Origin of the sequence: Enterobacter sp. LU1, from assembly GCF_008271405.2 — a bacterium.
GTDB lineage: Bacteria > Pseudomonadota > Gammaproteobacteria > Enterobacterales > Enterobacteriaceae > Enterobacter > Enterobacter hormaechei_C.
Genome location: NZ_CP043438.2, coordinates 1,804,023 through 1,818,181, shown reverse-complemented (window position 1 = coordinate 1,818,181; position 14,159 = coordinate 1,804,023). Strand labels below are relative to the sequence as shown.

The 14,159-nt window shown below is 54.4% G+C and carries 17 protein-coding genes; 11 read left to right on the top strand and 6 right to left on the bottom strand.

The features are described from left to right. Positions 1 to 43 precede the first annotated feature (43 nt). Both FZF21_RS08720 and FZF21_RS08715 read left to right on the top strand, forming a co-directional pair. On the top strand, positions 44 to 1,327 hold the full coding sequence (locus FZF21_RS08720) for a YeaH/YhbH family protein (RefSeq protein ID WP_017384692.1): 1,284 nt from the start codon (positions 44 to 46) through the stop codon (positions 1,325 to 1,327). Positions 1,328 to 1,426: 99 nt separating this feature from the next. Further along, positions 1,427 to 1,927: a YbaK/prolyl-tRNA synthetase associated domain-containing protein gene (locus FZF21_RS08715; RefSeq protein ID WP_047737687.1), complete on the top strand. Its 501-nt coding sequence runs from the start codon at positions 1,427 to 1,429 to the stop codon at positions 1,925 to 1,927. A 20-nt stretch (positions 1,928 to 1,947) separates the two neighbouring features. On the opposite strand, the gene yoaI is transcribed toward FZF21_RS08715, so the two are convergent. Continuing rightward, positions 1,948 to 2,049, bottom strand: coding sequence for a small membrane protein YoaI (gene yoaI, locus FZF21_RS22190; protein ID WP_017384693.1), 102 nt, complete (start codon positions 2,047 to 2,049; stop codon positions 1,948 to 1,950). Positions 2,050 to 2,335: 286 nt separating this feature from the next. On the opposite strand from yoaI, the gene FZF21_RS08710 reads away from it, so the two are divergent. The 3 genes from FZF21_RS08710 to FZF21_RS08700 all read left to right on the top strand — a co-directional run bounded on the left by FZF21_RS08710 (position 2,336) and on the right by FZF21_RS08700 (position 6,272). Beyond that, a complete protein-coding gene (locus tag FZF21_RS08710) occupies positions 2,336 to 3,667 on the top strand; it encodes a glycoside-pentoside-hexuronide (GPH):cation symporter (RefSeq protein WP_015570785.1) in 1,332 nt (443 codons plus the stop codon). A gap of 15 nt (positions 3,668 to 3,682) precedes the next feature. After that, the gene (locus FZF21_RS08705; RefSeq protein ID WP_063157896.1) at positions 3,683 to 5,719 is read left to right on the top strand and encodes a glycoside hydrolase family 31 protein; all 2,037 of its coding nucleotides are present in this window, start codon (positions 3,683 to 3,685) and stop codon (positions 5,717 to 5,719) included. A gap of 106 nt (positions 5,720 to 5,825) precedes the next feature. Next, positions 5,826 to 6,272, top strand: a complete 447-nt coding sequence (locus FZF21_RS08700; RefSeq protein ID WP_003857881.1) for a DUF441 domain-containing protein — start codon at positions 5,826 to 5,828, stop codon at positions 6,270 to 6,272. On the opposite strand, the gene FZF21_RS08695 is transcribed toward FZF21_RS08700, so the two are convergent. Continuing rightward, positions 6,256 to 7,047, bottom strand: coding sequence for a helix-turn-helix transcriptional regulator (locus FZF21_RS08695; RefSeq protein ID WP_017384695.1), 792 nt, complete (start codon positions 7,045 to 7,047; stop codon positions 6,256 to 6,258). The two genes, FZF21_RS08700 and FZF21_RS08695, sit on opposite strands and share 17 nt — an antisense overlap. 99 nt (positions 7,048 to 7,146) lie before the next feature. On the opposite strand from FZF21_RS08695, the gene FZF21_RS08690 reads away from it, so the two are divergent. Then, a complete protein-coding gene (locus FZF21_RS08690; RefSeq protein WP_017384696.1) occupies positions 7,147 to 8,334 on the top strand; it encodes a CynX/NimT family MFS transporter in 1,188 nt (395 codons plus the stop codon). Positions 8,335 to 8,365: 31 nt separating this feature from the next. Here the strand turns inward: FZF21_RS08690 and FZF21_RS08685 are convergent, their stop codons facing one another. Then, positions 8,366 to 9,073: a CTP synthase gene (locus FZF21_RS08685; RefSeq protein WP_023296323.1), complete on the bottom strand. Its 708-nt coding sequence runs from the start codon at positions 9,071 to 9,073 to the stop codon at positions 8,366 to 8,368. 151 nt (positions 9,074 to 9,224) lie between these two features. On the opposite strand from FZF21_RS08685, the gene FZF21_RS08680 reads away from it, so the two are divergent. Then, complete coding sequence (locus FZF21_RS08680) at positions 9,225 to 9,569, top strand: DUF488 domain-containing protein (RefSeq protein WP_015570789.1); 345 nt, start codon at positions 9,225 to 9,227, stop codon at positions 9,567 to 9,569. Here FZF21_RS08680 and FZF21_RS08675 read toward each other — a convergent pair whose 3' ends face one another. Together FZF21_RS08675 and FZF21_RS08670 are read right to left on the bottom strand one after the other, a co-directional pair. Continuing rightward, positions 9,570 to 9,875 carry a hypothetical protein gene (locus FZF21_RS08675; protein ID WP_015570790.1) on the bottom strand — a complete coding sequence of 102 codons (306 nt, stop codon included), beginning with the start codon at positions 9,873 to 9,875 and terminating at the stop codon, positions 9,570 to 9,572. 80 nt (positions 9,876 to 9,955) lie between these two features. Next, positions 9,956 to 10,210 carry a DUF333 domain-containing protein gene (locus tag FZF21_RS08670; RefSeq protein ID WP_045341642.1) on the bottom strand — a complete coding sequence of 85 codons (255 nt, stop codon included), beginning with the start codon at positions 10,208 to 10,210 and terminating at the stop codon, positions 9,956 to 9,958. 311 nt (positions 10,211 to 10,521) lie between these two features. Here FZF21_RS08670 and FZF21_RS08665 point away from each other — a divergent pair, with 311 nt between their 5' ends. Both FZF21_RS08665 and FZF21_RS08660 read left to right on the top strand, forming a co-directional pair. Continuing rightward, complete coding sequence (locus FZF21_RS08665; protein WP_045141474.1) at positions 10,522 to 11,550, top strand: sensor domain-containing diguanylate cyclase; 1,029 nt, start codon at positions 10,522 to 10,524, stop codon at positions 11,548 to 11,550. A 45-nt stretch (positions 11,551 to 11,595) separates the two neighbouring features. Continuing rightward, positions 11,596 to 11,694 carry a YoaK family small membrane protein gene (locus FZF21_RS08660; RefSeq protein WP_015570793.1) on the top strand — a complete coding sequence of 33 codons (99 nt, stop codon included), beginning with the start codon at positions 11,596 to 11,598 and terminating at the stop codon, positions 11,692 to 11,694. A 128-nt stretch (positions 11,695 to 11,822) separates the two neighbouring features. Here FZF21_RS08660 and FZF21_RS08650 read toward each other — a convergent pair whose 3' ends face one another. Continuing rightward, complete coding sequence (locus FZF21_RS08650; protein WP_003857896.1) at positions 11,823 to 12,071, bottom strand: GlsB/YeaQ/YmgE family stress response membrane protein; 249 nt, start codon at positions 12,069 to 12,071, stop codon at positions 11,823 to 11,825. Between the two features lie 369 nt (positions 12,072 to 12,440). On the opposite strand from FZF21_RS08650, the gene yncL reads away from it, so the two are divergent. Further along, the gene (gene yncL, locus FZF21_RS08645; protein ID WP_071524166.1) at positions 12,441 to 12,533 is read left to right on the top strand and encodes a stress response membrane protein YncL; all 93 of its coding nucleotides are present in this window, start codon (positions 12,441 to 12,443) and stop codon (positions 12,531 to 12,533) included. 124 nt (positions 12,534 to 12,657) lie between these two features. Beyond that, positions 12,658 to 14,157 carry a cyclic diguanylate phosphodiesterase gene (locus FZF21_RS08640; protein ID WP_023296321.1) on the top strand — a complete coding sequence of 500 codons (1,500 nt, stop codon included), beginning with the start codon at positions 12,658 to 12,660 and terminating at the stop codon, positions 14,155 to 14,157. Positions 14,158 to 14,159 lie beyond the last annotated feature (2 nt).

Here is a 14,159-nt window from a genome sequence, read left to right as displayed (position 1 = left end):
ACTTACGGACGCTGCAAGTTGGCAAATGCAGTACGGGGGATATATGACCTGGTTTATTGACCGGCGTCTTAACGGCAAAAACAAGAGCACGGTGAATCGCCAGCGCTTCTTGCGCCGTTATAAAGCGCAAATTAAACAGTCGATCTCCGAGGCCATCAACAAACGCTCGGTGACCGACGTCGACAGCGGCGAATCCGTCTCCATCCCCAACGATGACATCAGCGAACCGATGTTTCATCAGGGGCGTGGCGGCCTTCGCCATCGCGTGCACCCAGGTAATGACCACTTCGTCCAGAATGACAGAATCGAGCGGCCCCAAGGCGGAGGCGGCGGTTCTGGCAGCGGTCAGGGGCAGGCCAGCCAGGACGGTGAAGGCCAGGACGAGTTCGTCTTTCAGATTTCAAAAGACGAATATCTCGACCTGCTGTTTGAGGATCTGGCCCTGCCGAATCTGAGAAAGAATCAGCACCGTCAGCTCAACGAATACAAAACCCACCGCGCGGGTTATACCGCAAACGGGGTGCCCGCCAACATCAGCGTGGTGCGTTCACTGCAAAACTCGCTGGCGCGACGCACGGCGATGACGGCAGGCAAACGGCGCGAACTGCGCGAGCTGGAAACCAGCCTGAAAGTGGTGGAAAACACGGAGCCGGCACAACTGCTGGAAGAGGAGCGCCTGCGAAAAGAGATCGCCGAACTGCGGGCGAAGATCGACCGGGTGCCGTTTATCGACACGTTCGACCTGCGCTACAAGAACTACGAAAAACGGCCGGAGCCTTCCAGTCAGGCGGTGATGTTCTGCCTGATGGACGTATCAGGTTCAATGGATCAGGCCACCAAGGATATGGCTAAGCGTTTTTATATTCTGCTCTATCTGTTCCTGAGCAGAACGTATAAGAACGTGGAGGTGGTCTACATCCGCCATCACACTCAGGCGAAAGAGGTGGATGAACATGAGTTCTTCTACTCGCAGGAGACCGGCGGCACCATTGTGTCGAGCGCCCTGAAGCTGATGGACGAGGTGGTGAAGGAGCGCTACGATCCGGCGCAGTGGAATATCTACGCCGCGCAGGCATCGGATGGCGATAACTGGGCGGATGACTCGCCGCTGTGTCATGAAATTCTGGCGAAGAAGATCCTGCCGGTGGTGCGTTACTACAGCTACATTGAAATTACCCGTCGCGCCCACCAGACGCTGTGGCGTGAGTATGAGCATCTGCAAGCGATGTTCGATAACTTTGCGATGCAGCACATTCGTGACCAGGATGACATCTACCCGGTCTTCCGGGAACTGTTCCAGAAACAGTCGTCCACCAGCAACGCATGACCCAACAGCCAGCGCACCCGCTGGCTGTTTTCTTTCCGCCCTCTTCGTCCCGTGCTAATGTAACAAGCTACGTATTGGCAAATCACAGGTGAAATCGTTATGTCTGATGACGTGATCGGGACGACGACCCATCAGCGGCTAATCAGCTTATTAACCGAGCAGGAGGCGCGCTTTCGCGTGGTGGCGCATGAGGCCGTTGGGAAATGCGAAGCGGTCAGTGAAATTCGCGGGACCGATCTCCGACAGGGTGCAAAAGCACTGGTCTGCAAGGTAAAAGGCAAAGGTGTTAAGAAACATATTCTGGCAATCCTCGCCGCCGATCGGCAGGCCGATCTGAGCCTGCTGGCCAGTCATTTCGGTGGGCTAAAGGCCTCGCTCGCCAGTCCGGCTGAAGTGGATGCGCTTACCGGCTGCGTTTTCGGCGCCATTCCCCCCTTCAGCTTTCACCCGGATCTGAAGCTGGTCGCCGATCCGCTGCTGTTTGAGCGCTTCGACGAGATCGCCTTTAACGCTGGCCTGCTGGAAAAGTCGGTGATTATGGATACCCAGGACTATCTGCGTATCGCCCGTCCTGAACTGGTGACGTTCCGTAAACAATAAATACAGCGGCTGGCTAACGGTCAGCCGTTTTCCAGCAGCAGCACGGAAGCAATCAAAATAATCGCGATAATAAAAAACGATGAGGAGATAATCAGCGTTTCGACAAACATAGGATCGTTCATGATGCCCTCTGCTTTGCCCATTTGCCTCTTTTTTACCCCCGCACAATGACAGTTAAATGACAATGACGCGTCCGTAAAATGACTATTTTTTCGCTGAAACGATTCGCTGTTACCTATCCTCCACCGTATAAAGTCACTGTTTAAATACTTTATTTGTTACCGGTATCACGAAAAGAAATTTACGTAACCCCGATGCCAGATCTCGCAATTGTTAACCTTTTCATCATGGTTAACCTTGTTTACGGAGCACCTCAAAAATAAACCTTACACTGGCAAGGTGAATACAATGACCGAAATAATTACCCGTAAAGAAAAGATCAGTTATGGGTTAGGCGATATGGCGAGCCATATTGGGCTGGATAACGTCATTATTTTTCTGACGTTTTACTATACGGACGTGGTGGGGCTACCTGCCGCATTCGTGGGCACCATGTTTCTTCTGGCGAGAACCGCCGATGCCATAATAGACCCGGCGATGGGCTATATCGCAGACAGGACGCGCACGCGCTGGGGCAAATTCCGCCCCTGGATGCTGTGGCTGGCGCTGCCCTTTGGCGCAAGTTGTCTGCTGACCTACGCCGTGCCGGCGTCGCTCGATCTGCACGGTAAAATGATTTTCGCCACCGTCAGCTATACCCTGATGATGCTGATGTACACCGCAATCAATATTCCCTATTGCTCCATGGGCGCGGTGATCACGCCCGACAACGATGCGCGAATTTCCCTCCAGTCCTATCGTTTTTTCCTGGCCACGCTGGGTGGCGCGCTGTCGACATTCTTTATGATGCCGCTCGCAGAGTTTTTAGGCGGCGATGATAAATTACTGGGCTACCGCTGGGCGATGGCCATTATGGCGACCATCGCGGTCATCATGTTCTGGATCTGCTTCGCCAATACGCGTGAACGTATTAAGGCTCCCGCTACCCACAATAATTATCTTGCGGAACTGCGGGATTTATTACGAAACGACCAATGGCGGGTTGTCGCCGTCCTGGTATTAACCAACATTGGTTTTGGCGTTATTCGCCTTGGCGCAATGATGTATTTCGTCACTTATTATCTCGGTAGCGCAAGCTATTTTATGTGGATGCTCGGGGCGCATATTCTCGGGAAAGCCGCAGGCAGTGCGCTGGCCAAACGTCTGACGCAGAACGTCAGCAAAGTGCAGATGTTTGGATACTGTTCCGTACTGGCGGGGGTACTCAGCATCGCCCTGTTCTTTGCGCCTAAGTCAGTGCTTATTCTGGTGCCCATGACGTTTATCGTCTCCACCCTTTACCAGGCCACCACCACGCTGATGTGGGTAATGATGGCGGACGTCGCCGATTACGGCGAATGGAAACAGGGGAAACGCATGGACGGCGTGATCTTCTCCACCTTCCTCGCCGTACTCAAGCTGGGAATGGCGATCAGCGGCGCGATTGTTGGCTGGACGCTGGGCTTAAGCGGCTATGTCGCCAACGCCCCGGAACAGACCACCACGGCCATGTACTGCATCATCGCCCTCTTCACCGTCGTGCCTGGCGTCTTGTCACTCTGCGCGTTTGCCACGCTGCGCTGGTACAAGCTCGACGACAGCACAATGCAATCCATCCATCTTGCCAAACACCCTGTTTAGAAGGACGCGTTTTCCATGAGTGAGCTGATCCAACATTCCAACAGTATCGAATGGCGTTTTGAACGCCAGATCCTGCGTATTGAACCGTGGGGTGAAAACAGCCTGCGCGTCAGGGCCACCTGCTCCCCGACTTTTGATGACGCCTTACAGGCACTGTTGCCCGCCGCCCCTTGCCAGGCTGAGATTGTCGCCGAAGCGGAAAGCCTGACGCTGCGCAACGGCAATATTACCGCGACGCTGAACCTTAAAGGTCAGCTGGCCTTCTACAATCAGCGCGGCGAACTGCTGCTGGAAGAGATGTGGCGCCAGCGTTCAACGGTGGGTATCGGTGCCAGCGAGAAGAGCCAGGATAAATATGTCAGCGCCCTGAAGCTGGATGGCCGCGAATTTAAGCCGCTAATGGGGGGGAAATATCAGCTCACCGTCCGGTTTGAATCGCGTCCGGATGAACGCATCTATGGCATGGGTCAGTATCAACAGCCGTGGCTGGATCTGAAAGGCTGTACGCTGGAACTGGCGCAGCGCAACTCCCAGGCCAGCGTGCCCTTTATGCAGTCCAGCCTTGGCTATGGCCTGCTGTGGAACAACCCGGCGATTGGTGAAGCCAGCTTTGCAAAAAATCAGACGGAATGGCGCGCCCGCGTCACAGGAGAAATGGACTACTGGATCACCGCCGCCGACACGGTGGCGGATATCACCCGCCAGTATGTGAAAGCCACCGGCACTCCGCCCTCCGCCCCGGCGTTTATCAGCGGGCTGTGGCAGTGCAAATTACGCTACCGCACCCAGCAGGAGGTGCTGGAGGTTGCGCGGGAGTATCGCCGCCGTAATCTGCCGCTATCGGTGATGGTCATCGACTTTTTCCACTGGCCGAATCAGGGCACCTGGTGCTTCGACCCCGTAGACTGGCCCGATCCTGAAGGGATGGTCGACGAGCTGCGCGAAATGGGTATTGCGCTGATGGTGTCGGTGTGGCCAACGGTAGAGGCGCGCAGCCCTCTCTACCCGCTGATGAAAGCCAAAGGCTGGCTGGTCAGCAGTGAACGTGGCGTGCAGGTCAACCTCGATTTTATGGGCAATACAACCTTCTTTGATGCGACCCATCCTGAGGCGCGGAAATTCGTCTGGGATACGGTGAAGAAAAATTACTACGACATGGGCATTAAGCTGTTCTGGCTGGACGAAGCCGAACCGGAATACCGAGCCTATGATTTTGACAACTATCGCTACCACGCCGGTCCGGTGCTGGAAGTGGGCAATCGCTACCCGCGTGACTTTGCGCAGGGCTTTTACGATGGGCTCCAGGCAAATGGTGAAACCGACATTGTTAACCTGGTACGCTGTGCCTGGGCAGGCAGCCAGCGCTTCGGCGTGCTGGCGTGGTCGGGTGATGTCCACTCCTCGTTCCATGCTTTTCGCAATCAACTCGCCGCGGGACTGAATATGGGGCTGGCGGGGATCCCATGGTGGACAACCGATATCGGTGGCTTCCAGGGAGGGAACGTTAACGACCCGGCGTTCCACGAATTGCTGATCCGTTGGTTCCAGTGGGCGGTGTTTACACCGGTTCTGCGCATGCACGGCTATCGCGAACCGCAGATCCAGCCCCCGGAGCGCTACCGTGACGGCATTCCTCAGTGTAACAGCGGTTCGCCTAATGAGCTGTGGAGTTACGGAGAAGAGAATTACGCCATCATGCAGCACTGGCTTACCGTGCGCGAAACCCTGCGCCCCTATATTGACGCGTTGTACCAGCAGGCTCATCTGCACGGAGACCCTCTCATGCGTCCGCTGTTCTGGCACTATCCGCAGGATAAGCAGAGCTGGACGTGTGAAGATCAGTATCTGTTTGGCGAAGATCTGCTGGTGGCGCCGGTTATGCAGGCCGGTCAGCGTGAGCGCGATGTCTGGCTGCCGACGGGCAATAGCTGGGTCGCTCTCAACGGTGAGCGCTACGCCGGTGGGGAGCATATCCGGGTGCCTGCGGCGCTGGAAACCATCCCGGTGTTTATCCGCGAAGGAAGTCCACTTATCCAGCAGCTGGTGGACTAACGTCAGGCAAGTGCCCAAAAATAGACAATTTTTTCAGTAAAGCCTGCCTGCCGTCGCGTTTGCGCGTAAAGTAAGCAGGCTTACTATTTTTGGCAAGGATCCCGTCATGTTCGACCCTACACTGCTCATACTTTTGGCCCTGGCTGCTCTGGGTTTTGTCAGCCACAACACCACCGTCGCGATTTCCATTCTGGTCCTGATCATCGTTCGCGTCACACCATTGAATACCTTCTTCCCGTGGATAGAAAAACAGGGGCTTACCATCGGGATCATTATTTTGACCATCGGCGTGATGGCCCCGATTGCCAGCGGAACGCTACCGGCCTCAACGCTGCTGCACTCCTTTGTAAACTGGAAATCGCTGGTGGCGATTGCGGTGGGCGTTTTTGTCTCATGGCTTGGCGGGCGCGGCGTGACGCTGATGAGCAGCCAGCCTTCACTGGTGGCCGGGCTGCTGGTGGGCACCGTGTTAGGCGTGGCGCTGTTTCGTGGCGTGCCGGTTGGCCCGCTGATTGCTGCCGGACTGGTTTCGCTGTTTATCGGGAAGTCGTAGTCAGGCTGGCGATATAGCGGGCGGGCGTCTGTCCCAGTCCTTTCTTAAACATGGTGATGAAGGCGGTGGTGGAGTCATACCCCAGCGCCTGCGCCGCCTGCTGAACCGACTTTCCGCCGATCAAAAACTGCAATGCGACAATCAGCTGGAGCTGGTGCCGCCAGCGGCGAAAGCTCAAGCCAGTCTCTTTCACCACCAGCCGCGCCAGATTGCGTTCGCTCATGGCAAAGTGGCTGGCCCACTGCGCCAGCGTCTGCCAGGCGGCAGGTTCGTTTGCCATGGTCTCACTCATCAGGCGAATTTTTGGATGCGGAGATACCGGCAGCTGTAGATGCTCCTGCGGTTGCAGGGGCAGTTCATCAAACAGGACGTCAACCAGCCTTCCGGTAGCGGGAAGAGGCAGTTCCTCCCGTGACCTGTCCGCAAGCGCCAGCACCAGCTCCCGCACCAGGGGCGATATTTTCAGCGTACAGGTACGCGTCGGCAATTCGAGCGCACCGGGTTCAATAAACAGCAGACAGAGCTGCGCGCCGGGCGTCGCCTTGTTGCTGTGCGGCGTTTGTCCCGGGATCCACACCGCATACTGGGGCGGCACCATCAGCATCGCGTTCTCCACTTCACAGGTGATCGCTCCCCCCAGCGCCATAATCAGCTGCCCTTTGCGGTGCTGATGCAGCGGAATATATTGTTCCTGTGCCACCACGCGGATGCGAAAGGCCACCGCCGCGTCGTGCTGGCTATCGGGATCGTAGCCATCGAGCCCCAGTCCGTACATAAAGTTGTCCGATATTAGCGATAAACTGTCATTTTAGCCTGATTTCAACCACGACTTAAATCGGTATGGTATGCGCTCGCCTGAACGTAAGAGACAATAATGACTACTGCTATTCAACCTTCCGGGAAACAGGGTGCGCTGCTGATTGCAGGCATCCTGATGATTGCCACGACGCTGCGCGTCACCTTTACCGGTGTCGCCCCCCTGCTCGATACCATCCGACAGGACTATGGCTTAAGCACGGCGCAAACCGGCCTGCTCACGACGCTGCCTCTGCTGGCCTTCGCCTTTATCTCTCCCCTTGCCGCAGGCGTCGCCCGGCGCCTGGGCATGGAGCGCAGCCTTTTTATCGCTCTGCTGCTGATTTGCATCGGGATTGGCGTACGTTCGCTGCCGTCGGCCTCGCTGCTGTTTATCGGTACGGCGATCGTAGGCTGTGGGATTGCGCTGGGCAATGTCCTGTTACCTGGCTTAATCAAACGTGATTTTCCGGGCCAGGTCGCAAAACTGACGGGGGCTTATTCGCTGACGATGGGAGCCGCTGCTGCCGCAGGGTCGGCGCTGATCGTCCCGCTGTCGCTGGGGAGTGGTGGCTGGCACGGGGCGCTGTTGATGCTGATGTTCTTCCCGCTGGTGGCGCTGCTGCTGTGGTTACCGCAATGGCGCCAGAAGCCGGCCGCCACCCTGACCGGAGCGGGCGCGCTGCACAATCGGGCTATCTGGCGCTCGGCGCTCGCCTGGCAGGTGACGCTTTTTCTGGGCATTAACTCGCTGATTTACTACGTCATTATCGGCTGGTTACCCGCGATTTTGCTTAGCCATGGCTACAGCGAAACGCAGGCTGGCTCCATGCACGGGCTTCTCCAGCTGGCAACCGCGGTTCCCGGTCTCGCCATTCCGCTGATCCTGCACCGTCTTAACGATCAGCGTGGCATTGCCGGGCTAGTCGCCCTGATGTGCGCCGTCAGCGCGGCCGGGTTCTGGTTCGCGCCGGGGCTGGCCGTCGTCTGGACGCTGGTGTTTGGCTTTGGATCCGGCGCCACCATGATCCTCGGCCTGACGTTTATCGGGCTGCGCGCCAGCTCGGCCCATCAGGCCGCGGCGCTCTCCGGCATGGCACAGTCGATTGGCTATCTTCTGGCGGCATGTGGCCCACCGCTGATGGGGAAAATTCATGATACCGCCGGAGACTGGCGCATTCCGCTGCTCGCCTGCGCGCTGGCCGCGGTGGTGATGGCGTTATGCGGTATGCTTGCCGGGCGTGACCGGGAGATCACACCCCGCTGACATTCAAGGCAGACCCGGAGGTCTGCTTTTTTTAACCCTGCGCCGCCCGCATCATGGCCTGTACCAGCACGACCGGGCGCCCTTGTAGCGCGGCCCGCTCATGCTGGAACAGGGTGAGGACAAAGAAAGGATGGGTTACCAGCTCTGCCGCTCGGATCTCGCCCTGCTCGTCCCAGCCCGTTACGCGCATGTCGCCCCGCTCAAGCTGGTCGGCAAACTCAGGTGAGACGCCGTAATTGCAGTGATACCCCTCCTGAATTTCCGGCTTGCCATACGCTTTAGCAATCAGCGTGTTATTCCGCAGCTCGATCGCGTCGGTTTTTTCCACCAGCGAGCAGGTCAGCGGCGCAATTACCATCCTTCCCTCGGTGTCGGTTTCGGCATGGCCTGCATCGTGCCAGCCCAGTACATTACGCGCATACTCAATCAGCGCATGCTGGAACCCGCCGCAGGTGCCGAGAAAGGGGATGCTGTTCTCACGCGCGTAACGGGCCGCAATAAACGCCGCCTCGGTGTTTTTATACGGGCTTGCCGGTACCAGCCAGATGGCATCGTACCCGACCAGGTCTTCGGGGCTGGTCAGCTCAGGCGTGGCGAGCCAGTCATAATCAGCGGTGAGCTCCAGAACCGCAGCGGCGTCGTCAATCGCCAGCGGGATCGCCTGGTGCGCAATAACATCGGGATTGTAATCACCAACCAGCGCAATGCGCAGCGTCGTTTTAACCGGGGAGAGTTCCATCAGAGATTCCTTATGCCGGAGGATTTTCAGATAACATAAGGAACCTCAGACTACCGATCTTTTGCAATTATCACAATACCTTAAATTGGGTGGATAAAAGCCGGGTGCTATAGTGTTCTTGCAGAACGTCGTAAGGAAATGAGGAGGACCCATGATTCAATGTAAACGCGTGTATGAGCAGGCGACCTCAAAAGACGGTTACCGGATCCTGGTCGACAGACTCTGGCCGCGCGGGATAAAAAAGACCGACCTCGCCTGTGATGAGTGGTGTAAAGCGCTAACGCCGTCCAGCGAACTGCGAAAAGCCTTTCACAGTGAAACGATAGATTTCACCGCGTTCAGTGAAGCCTATCGTAAAGAGCTGGCGCAGCATCCGGATGAAGGCAAACGCCTGGCGGCTCTCGCCAAACAGCAGACCGTGACGCTACTCTATGGGGCGAAAAATACGGAGCAGAATCACGCGCAGGTACTGGCGGACTGGCTGCGTAAACTGTGATTAACCGATCGCCAGCTCATCCACGTTGTGTGGCATCTCGTCGGGAGTAAGCGGCATCAGATGTTCCGGGCGAACAAACGCAAAACCGTGCTGATTATCAAAGGCGTAAACATCACCGGTGACCAGCCACAGCGCACGCGCTGACGTGGCGGGTAATTGCGTCATGACGCCGTTAACCGGGTTCACAAAACGCTGGCCCGGCTGACAAAGTCCAAACAGCTCGACGGATTTACCGATATTTCGACGGCCTGCCGCCGTACGCGCACCCACGATCATCGCCATGCTGCCCGGTTTTAACTGAAACATACTTCTTCTCGCAAACGTACTGCCAGAAACTGGCTAAGAATAATCCTAAAGAGAAGTGTATCGCAGTTTTATTGCCGTTGTCATCTGGTCGGTTGCGGGTGATCGCGGCGGTAGAGATCCCATTCATCGATCACTTCCCCGTCTGGCAATTTGCACTCGGTACGTACGCCCTGCGGGCTTTGAACAGGGATTTGCTCTCCCCCTTTCTCCAGACAGTACACTGACGCCGGGTTTGCCATACCAATAGCGTGCGGCGGTTGAGGCGCATCAGGAGGGGTTGTCTTTGTTGAGCAGGCGGCCAGCGGTAAAACCAGCGCCAGGAGAAGATATTTCATTATCATGATCCTTCAGGGTGTAAAAATGTCAGAGTAACGGGTCATCGCCGTTTTCTCCATGATTTCTCCATTAAACCTGCACGATTCCCCCTTATAGTGATGCCTGTTCTCACACTGACCAGAGAACATCATTCCGTAATCAAGATGTTTTGCCCCGATCTCAACATCGGGGCTTTTTTTAGTCTTCCCCTCATCTGCCTTCAGAAGAATCTATAAAATTAATCCTGTTCATGTTTTACTATGACCGGAGTCTATATTTTCAGCATAACATGCAGATACAGAGGTCTTCTGCATGGGAGTCATCCTGCCTCATGTCAGATATCATTCTTGCCCGTGTTTCAGAAACCCTCTCCACTGAGCAATCTCTCGACAGTCTGGTGCGTCAGCTACTGGAAATGCTGGAAATTGTGACGGATATGGAATCAACCTACCTGACGAAAGTCGATATCAATGCGCGTTTGCAGCACATTTTATATGCCCGTAACAGCAAGCAAATGCAGATCCCGGAAGGGTTCAGCGTGCCCTGGGACGAAACACTGTGTAAGCGCGCCATCGACAGCGACACGTTGTTCAGTAACGAGGTGCCCGACCGCTGGCCGGAGTGTGAAGCGGCCAAAGCACTGGGCATTACAACCTATATGAGCGTGCCGGTTCACCTGGCTGACGGTTCTCTGTATGGCACGCTTTGCGCTGCCAGCACCGCACAGAAACAGTTCAGCGAGCGTGGCGAGCAGGTAATCAGACTCTTTGCCGGTTTAATTGGTCAGTACATTCAGAAAGAGTCGCTTGTGCTTCAGCTTCGCGAAGCAAATGCGGCGCTCATTGCTCACTCTTACACCGACGCCCTCACCGGCCTGCCGAATCGTCGCGCCATTTTTGAAAACCTTACCACCCTGTTCTCACTGGCGCGCCATCTTAACCGCAGGGTCATGATGGCCTTTATTGACCTCGATGATTTCAAGCGAATCAATGACCAGTACGGGCATGAGGCGGGCGATCGCTTCCTCGTACAGGTTGGCAAGCGGCTGACTCACGAGCAAACGCAGGATGAGATTATTGGCCGGCTCGGCGGCGATGAATTTCTGGTTGCCAGCCTGAGTCACAGCGATGATGGCGACGCCAGTACAGAGGTCAACGCAATCAAAACCCGCCTCAATGGTCTTATTGCGGGCGAATACGGGTTGGGCAATGCCACTATTCTTTATCCCGGCGCAAGCCTTGGCGTCGTTATTGTTGATCCTCACAGCACGGATGAAGATAGCGCCCTGCGCACCGCAGACCTCGCGATGTATCAGGATAAAAAAGGAAAAAGCAAAACAGGCTTTGTCGCGTTAGATTAAAACCGTACACTCTACGGCCTTATACAAACTCAAACAGGTGATGGCATGAGAATAGGGATCCTCTTTCCGGTGGTTATTTTTATCACAGCGGTGGTGTTTTTAGGCTGGTTTTTCCTTGGCGGTTACGCCGCGCCGGGGGCTTAAATGAGAAAAACGACCATCATCATGTTGATTGTCGCCATCGTGGCCGTCGCCGGTACGCAGTTAGGCTGGTGGTAACGCCCAAAGTAAAAAGGCCGCCGTCAGGCAGCCTTTTTTAACACAGGTCAGATTTAGCTTTTGATTTTTCTGTAGATAAACAGAACAACCAGCGCGCCAATCACCGCGACGACAAAGCTGCCGAAGTTGAAGCCATCAACTCTGCCAAAGCCGAACAGGGTACTGATCCAGCCACCGACGACTGCACCCACAATCCCCAGAATGATCGTGACGATGAAACCGCCGCCATCTTTGCCCGGCATAATCCACTTCGCCAGGATCCCCGCAATCAGCCCAAAGATAATCCAGGATAAAATTCCCATAGCTTTCCTCTCTGTATGGTTTTTGTCATTAAATCAACGACACAGAAAAGGATAGCACAGGATCTGAGAAAGGAAATTTGTGATAAGAATCACACGGTTCGTTTGATTAAAATATGAGCAGTAAAAAAATGCCGTTCCACACTCATCGTGGGGTTGCATCTTTTACTGAGAAAGATTATCTTTCTCATTACTGAATAGTTGAGCAAATCACTCAGGTATTCAGTACGACATTGCTCACATTGCTTCCAGTATTTCTTGCCCACTCTTGAGTGGGCTTTTTTTTGCCCGAACCCACCAAAATCTGGCGTTTCTTAAGTGGAGGTGAAACGCTATTCTCTGTGGCTACTGAACAACAAAAACGTTGATAACATGAACGTATCAAGCAAGTTTGTCATCTGCCTTAATCTTGTTTCTGCCAGTACGTTACTGCTACTGCTCTCAACACGGTTTGAGTGGTTCTGAGATGAAAGGAGCCTGGCATGGTGGCTTTCCTTTCGATTCCGTGCAGCCTCAACTCTCATACTTGTAGCTTTTATGACCTGTGTTAAGATCCCTGCACCTCAGGACGTGGTGGGACAACAGGAAAATGAAGAAGGCCATTGCCGTTGCTATCATCTCAACCTTTATGGTCGTCCTGTCGCTGTATGCTGTTAACGCCATTATCGCTGAGCAGCAAAAGAACCGGCAGAGGGAGATCTCCCACACGCTCTTAAGCTATTCTGAAGAGTTAACGCAAAATATCGCCAGTACGCTTAAAAATACCTCCGCGCAGGGATGCGATAGCGCCAGTCTGAACGTCTACCGAAAATTAAAGATGCGAAGTCTCTATTTCGCCGATGTGGGGTTTATTGAAAAGGGGAAAATCACCTGCACCGCGTTTTGGGGCAAGCTGGCAAATCCCATCGCCCTTCCCTCTGAGCTGCATAATACCCAGAACGGTTTCAGCCTGGCGCAGTTTTCGCAGAAAGATTTCTTTGTCGGCAATGCGACAATCTATAACCACCTTATTATCTTCACCTCCCGTTCAGCCTACGATAAATTTGCCCCCGTTACCGCCAACTATTCGCTTCGTTCTTCCACTAAAGATTTCGGCCGCACCTTTTTCACCGTTACGCCGCCATCAGAAAACTTCAGCCGCTTACAGTCTCTGTTATTTACGCTGGCTGTGACAGAGTGCAGTACACGCTGGGATTTGTGCGTTACCGTCACACACCATGATGCCGGACTGGCTTCGCTCTCCCACGTAGTGATGGTGCTTCTGTGCTTGTTTTTATACTTTATCTGGGTATCCCTGACGCTGTTTTCTCTTCGACTTTATGAAGACCGACGTTCTCTGGAACGAACGCTGGTCAAAGCGGTAAAAGCGAATACCATCAGCGTTCATTTTCAGCCTGTTATTCGGGTTGCTGATAAGAAAATCGTCGGGGTTGAAGTGTTATCAAGATGGCAGGATAACAATCACAAAGAGGTTTCTCCTGAGCTGTTTATCCCGTTAATTAAAAAAATTGGCCTGTATAACGTTTATTATCAGAACATGATAAAGAAATCCCTGGCGGAAATTGCCGCGCTGGCCGCTGAACATCAGTTAATGATTTCACTGAACGTTGGCCGGACGGAAATTGAAGACGGCAAATTCCTGGCGGTATTACGTCATGAATGCTCAGAGAACGCGATTCCCTTATCGTTAATCAAAGTTGAGTTATCCGAAAATGGCGTTTCCACCGCGGCCATCCTTGAAGAGTTTTGTGAGGAGCTTAAATCGGCAGGCGTCAAAATTTCAATAGACGATTTTGGTGTGCAAAACTCTAATCTGGCCAGGCTATCAAATCTCAAATATGACGAAATCAAGGTGGATAAGTCGTTAGTGGACGGCATCAGCGAGCACTATAAACAGGATATCCTGGTGATCTTCAGCGACGCGCTCGCTAAACTGCACAAAACCCTGGTTTTTGAAGGGGTTGAAAGCGAAACGCAATATCAGTTCATCGCGCAGAGATACCCCGATGCCCTCGTACAAGGCTGGTACTTTTCAAAGTCGCTAACCCGGCACGACCTCGCCAGGCTGCTGGCAGACTCAGCGCGATGACG

Bases quoted from the DNA above. Each gene is read 5' to 3' on its own strand.
- FZF21_RS08700 (WP_003857881.1), top strand. From the start codon at position 5,826: ATGTTCGACCCTACACTGCTCATACTTTTGGCCCTGGCTGCTCTGGGT.
- FZF21_RS08650 (WP_003857896.1), bottom strand. From the start codon at position 12,071: ATGGGAATTTTATCCTGGATTATCTTTGGGCTGATTGCGGGGATCCTG.
- FZF21_RS08680 (WP_015570789.1), top strand. From the start codon at position 9,225: ATGATTCAATGTAAACGCGTGTATGAGCAGGCGACCTCAAAAGACGGT.
- FZF21_RS08660 (WP_015570793.1), top strand. From the start codon at position 11,596: ATGAGAATAGGGATCCTCTTTCCGGTGGTTATTTTTATCACAGCGGTG.
- FZF21_RS08690 (WP_017384696.1), top strand. From the start codon at position 7,147: ATGACTACTGCTATTCAACCTTCCGGGAAACAGGGTGCGCTGCTGATT.
- FZF21_RS08675 (WP_015570790.1), bottom strand. From the start codon at position 9,875: ATGTTTCAGTTAAAACCGGGCAGCATGGCGATGATCGTGGGTGCGCGT.
- FZF21_RS08665 (WP_045141474.1), top strand. From the start codon at position 10,522: ATGTCAGATATCATTCTTGCCCGTGTTTCAGAAACCCTCTCCACTGAG.
- yoaI (WP_017384693.1), bottom strand. From the start codon at position 2,049: ATGAACGATCCTATGTTTGTCGAAACGCTGATTATCTCCTCATCGTTT.
- yncL (WP_071524166.1), top strand. From the start codon at position 12,441: ATGAACGTATCAAGCAAGTTTGTCATCTGCCTTAATCTTGTTTCTGCC.
- FZF21_RS08715 (WP_047737687.1), top strand. From the start codon at position 1,427: ATGTCTGATGACGTGATCGGGACGACGACCCATCAGCGGCTAATCAGC.
- FZF21_RS08640 (WP_023296321.1), top strand. From the start codon at position 12,658: ATGAAGAAGGCCATTGCCGTTGCTATCATCTCAACCTTTATGGTCGTC.
- FZF21_RS08720 (WP_017384692.1), top strand. From the start codon at position 44: ATGACCTGGTTTATTGACCGGCGTCTTAACGGCAAAAACAAGAGCACG.
- FZF21_RS08710 (WP_015570785.1), top strand. From the start codon at position 2,336: ATGACCGAAATAATTACCCGTAAAGAAAAGATCAGTTATGGGTTAGGC.
- FZF21_RS08685 (WP_023296323.1), bottom strand. From the start codon at position 9,073: ATGGAACTCTCCCCGGTTAAAACGACGCTGCGCATTGCGCTGGTTGGT.
- FZF21_RS08695 (WP_017384695.1), bottom strand. From the start codon at position 7,047: ATGTACGGACTGGGGCTCGATGGCTACGATCCCGATAGCCAGCACGAC.
- FZF21_RS08670 (WP_045341642.1), bottom strand. From the start codon at position 10,210: ATGAAATATCTTCTCCTGGCGCTGGTTTTACCGCTGGCCGCCTGCTCA.
- FZF21_RS08705 (WP_063157896.1), top strand. From the start codon at position 3,683: ATGAGTGAGCTGATCCAACATTCCAACAGTATCGAATGGCGTTTTGAA.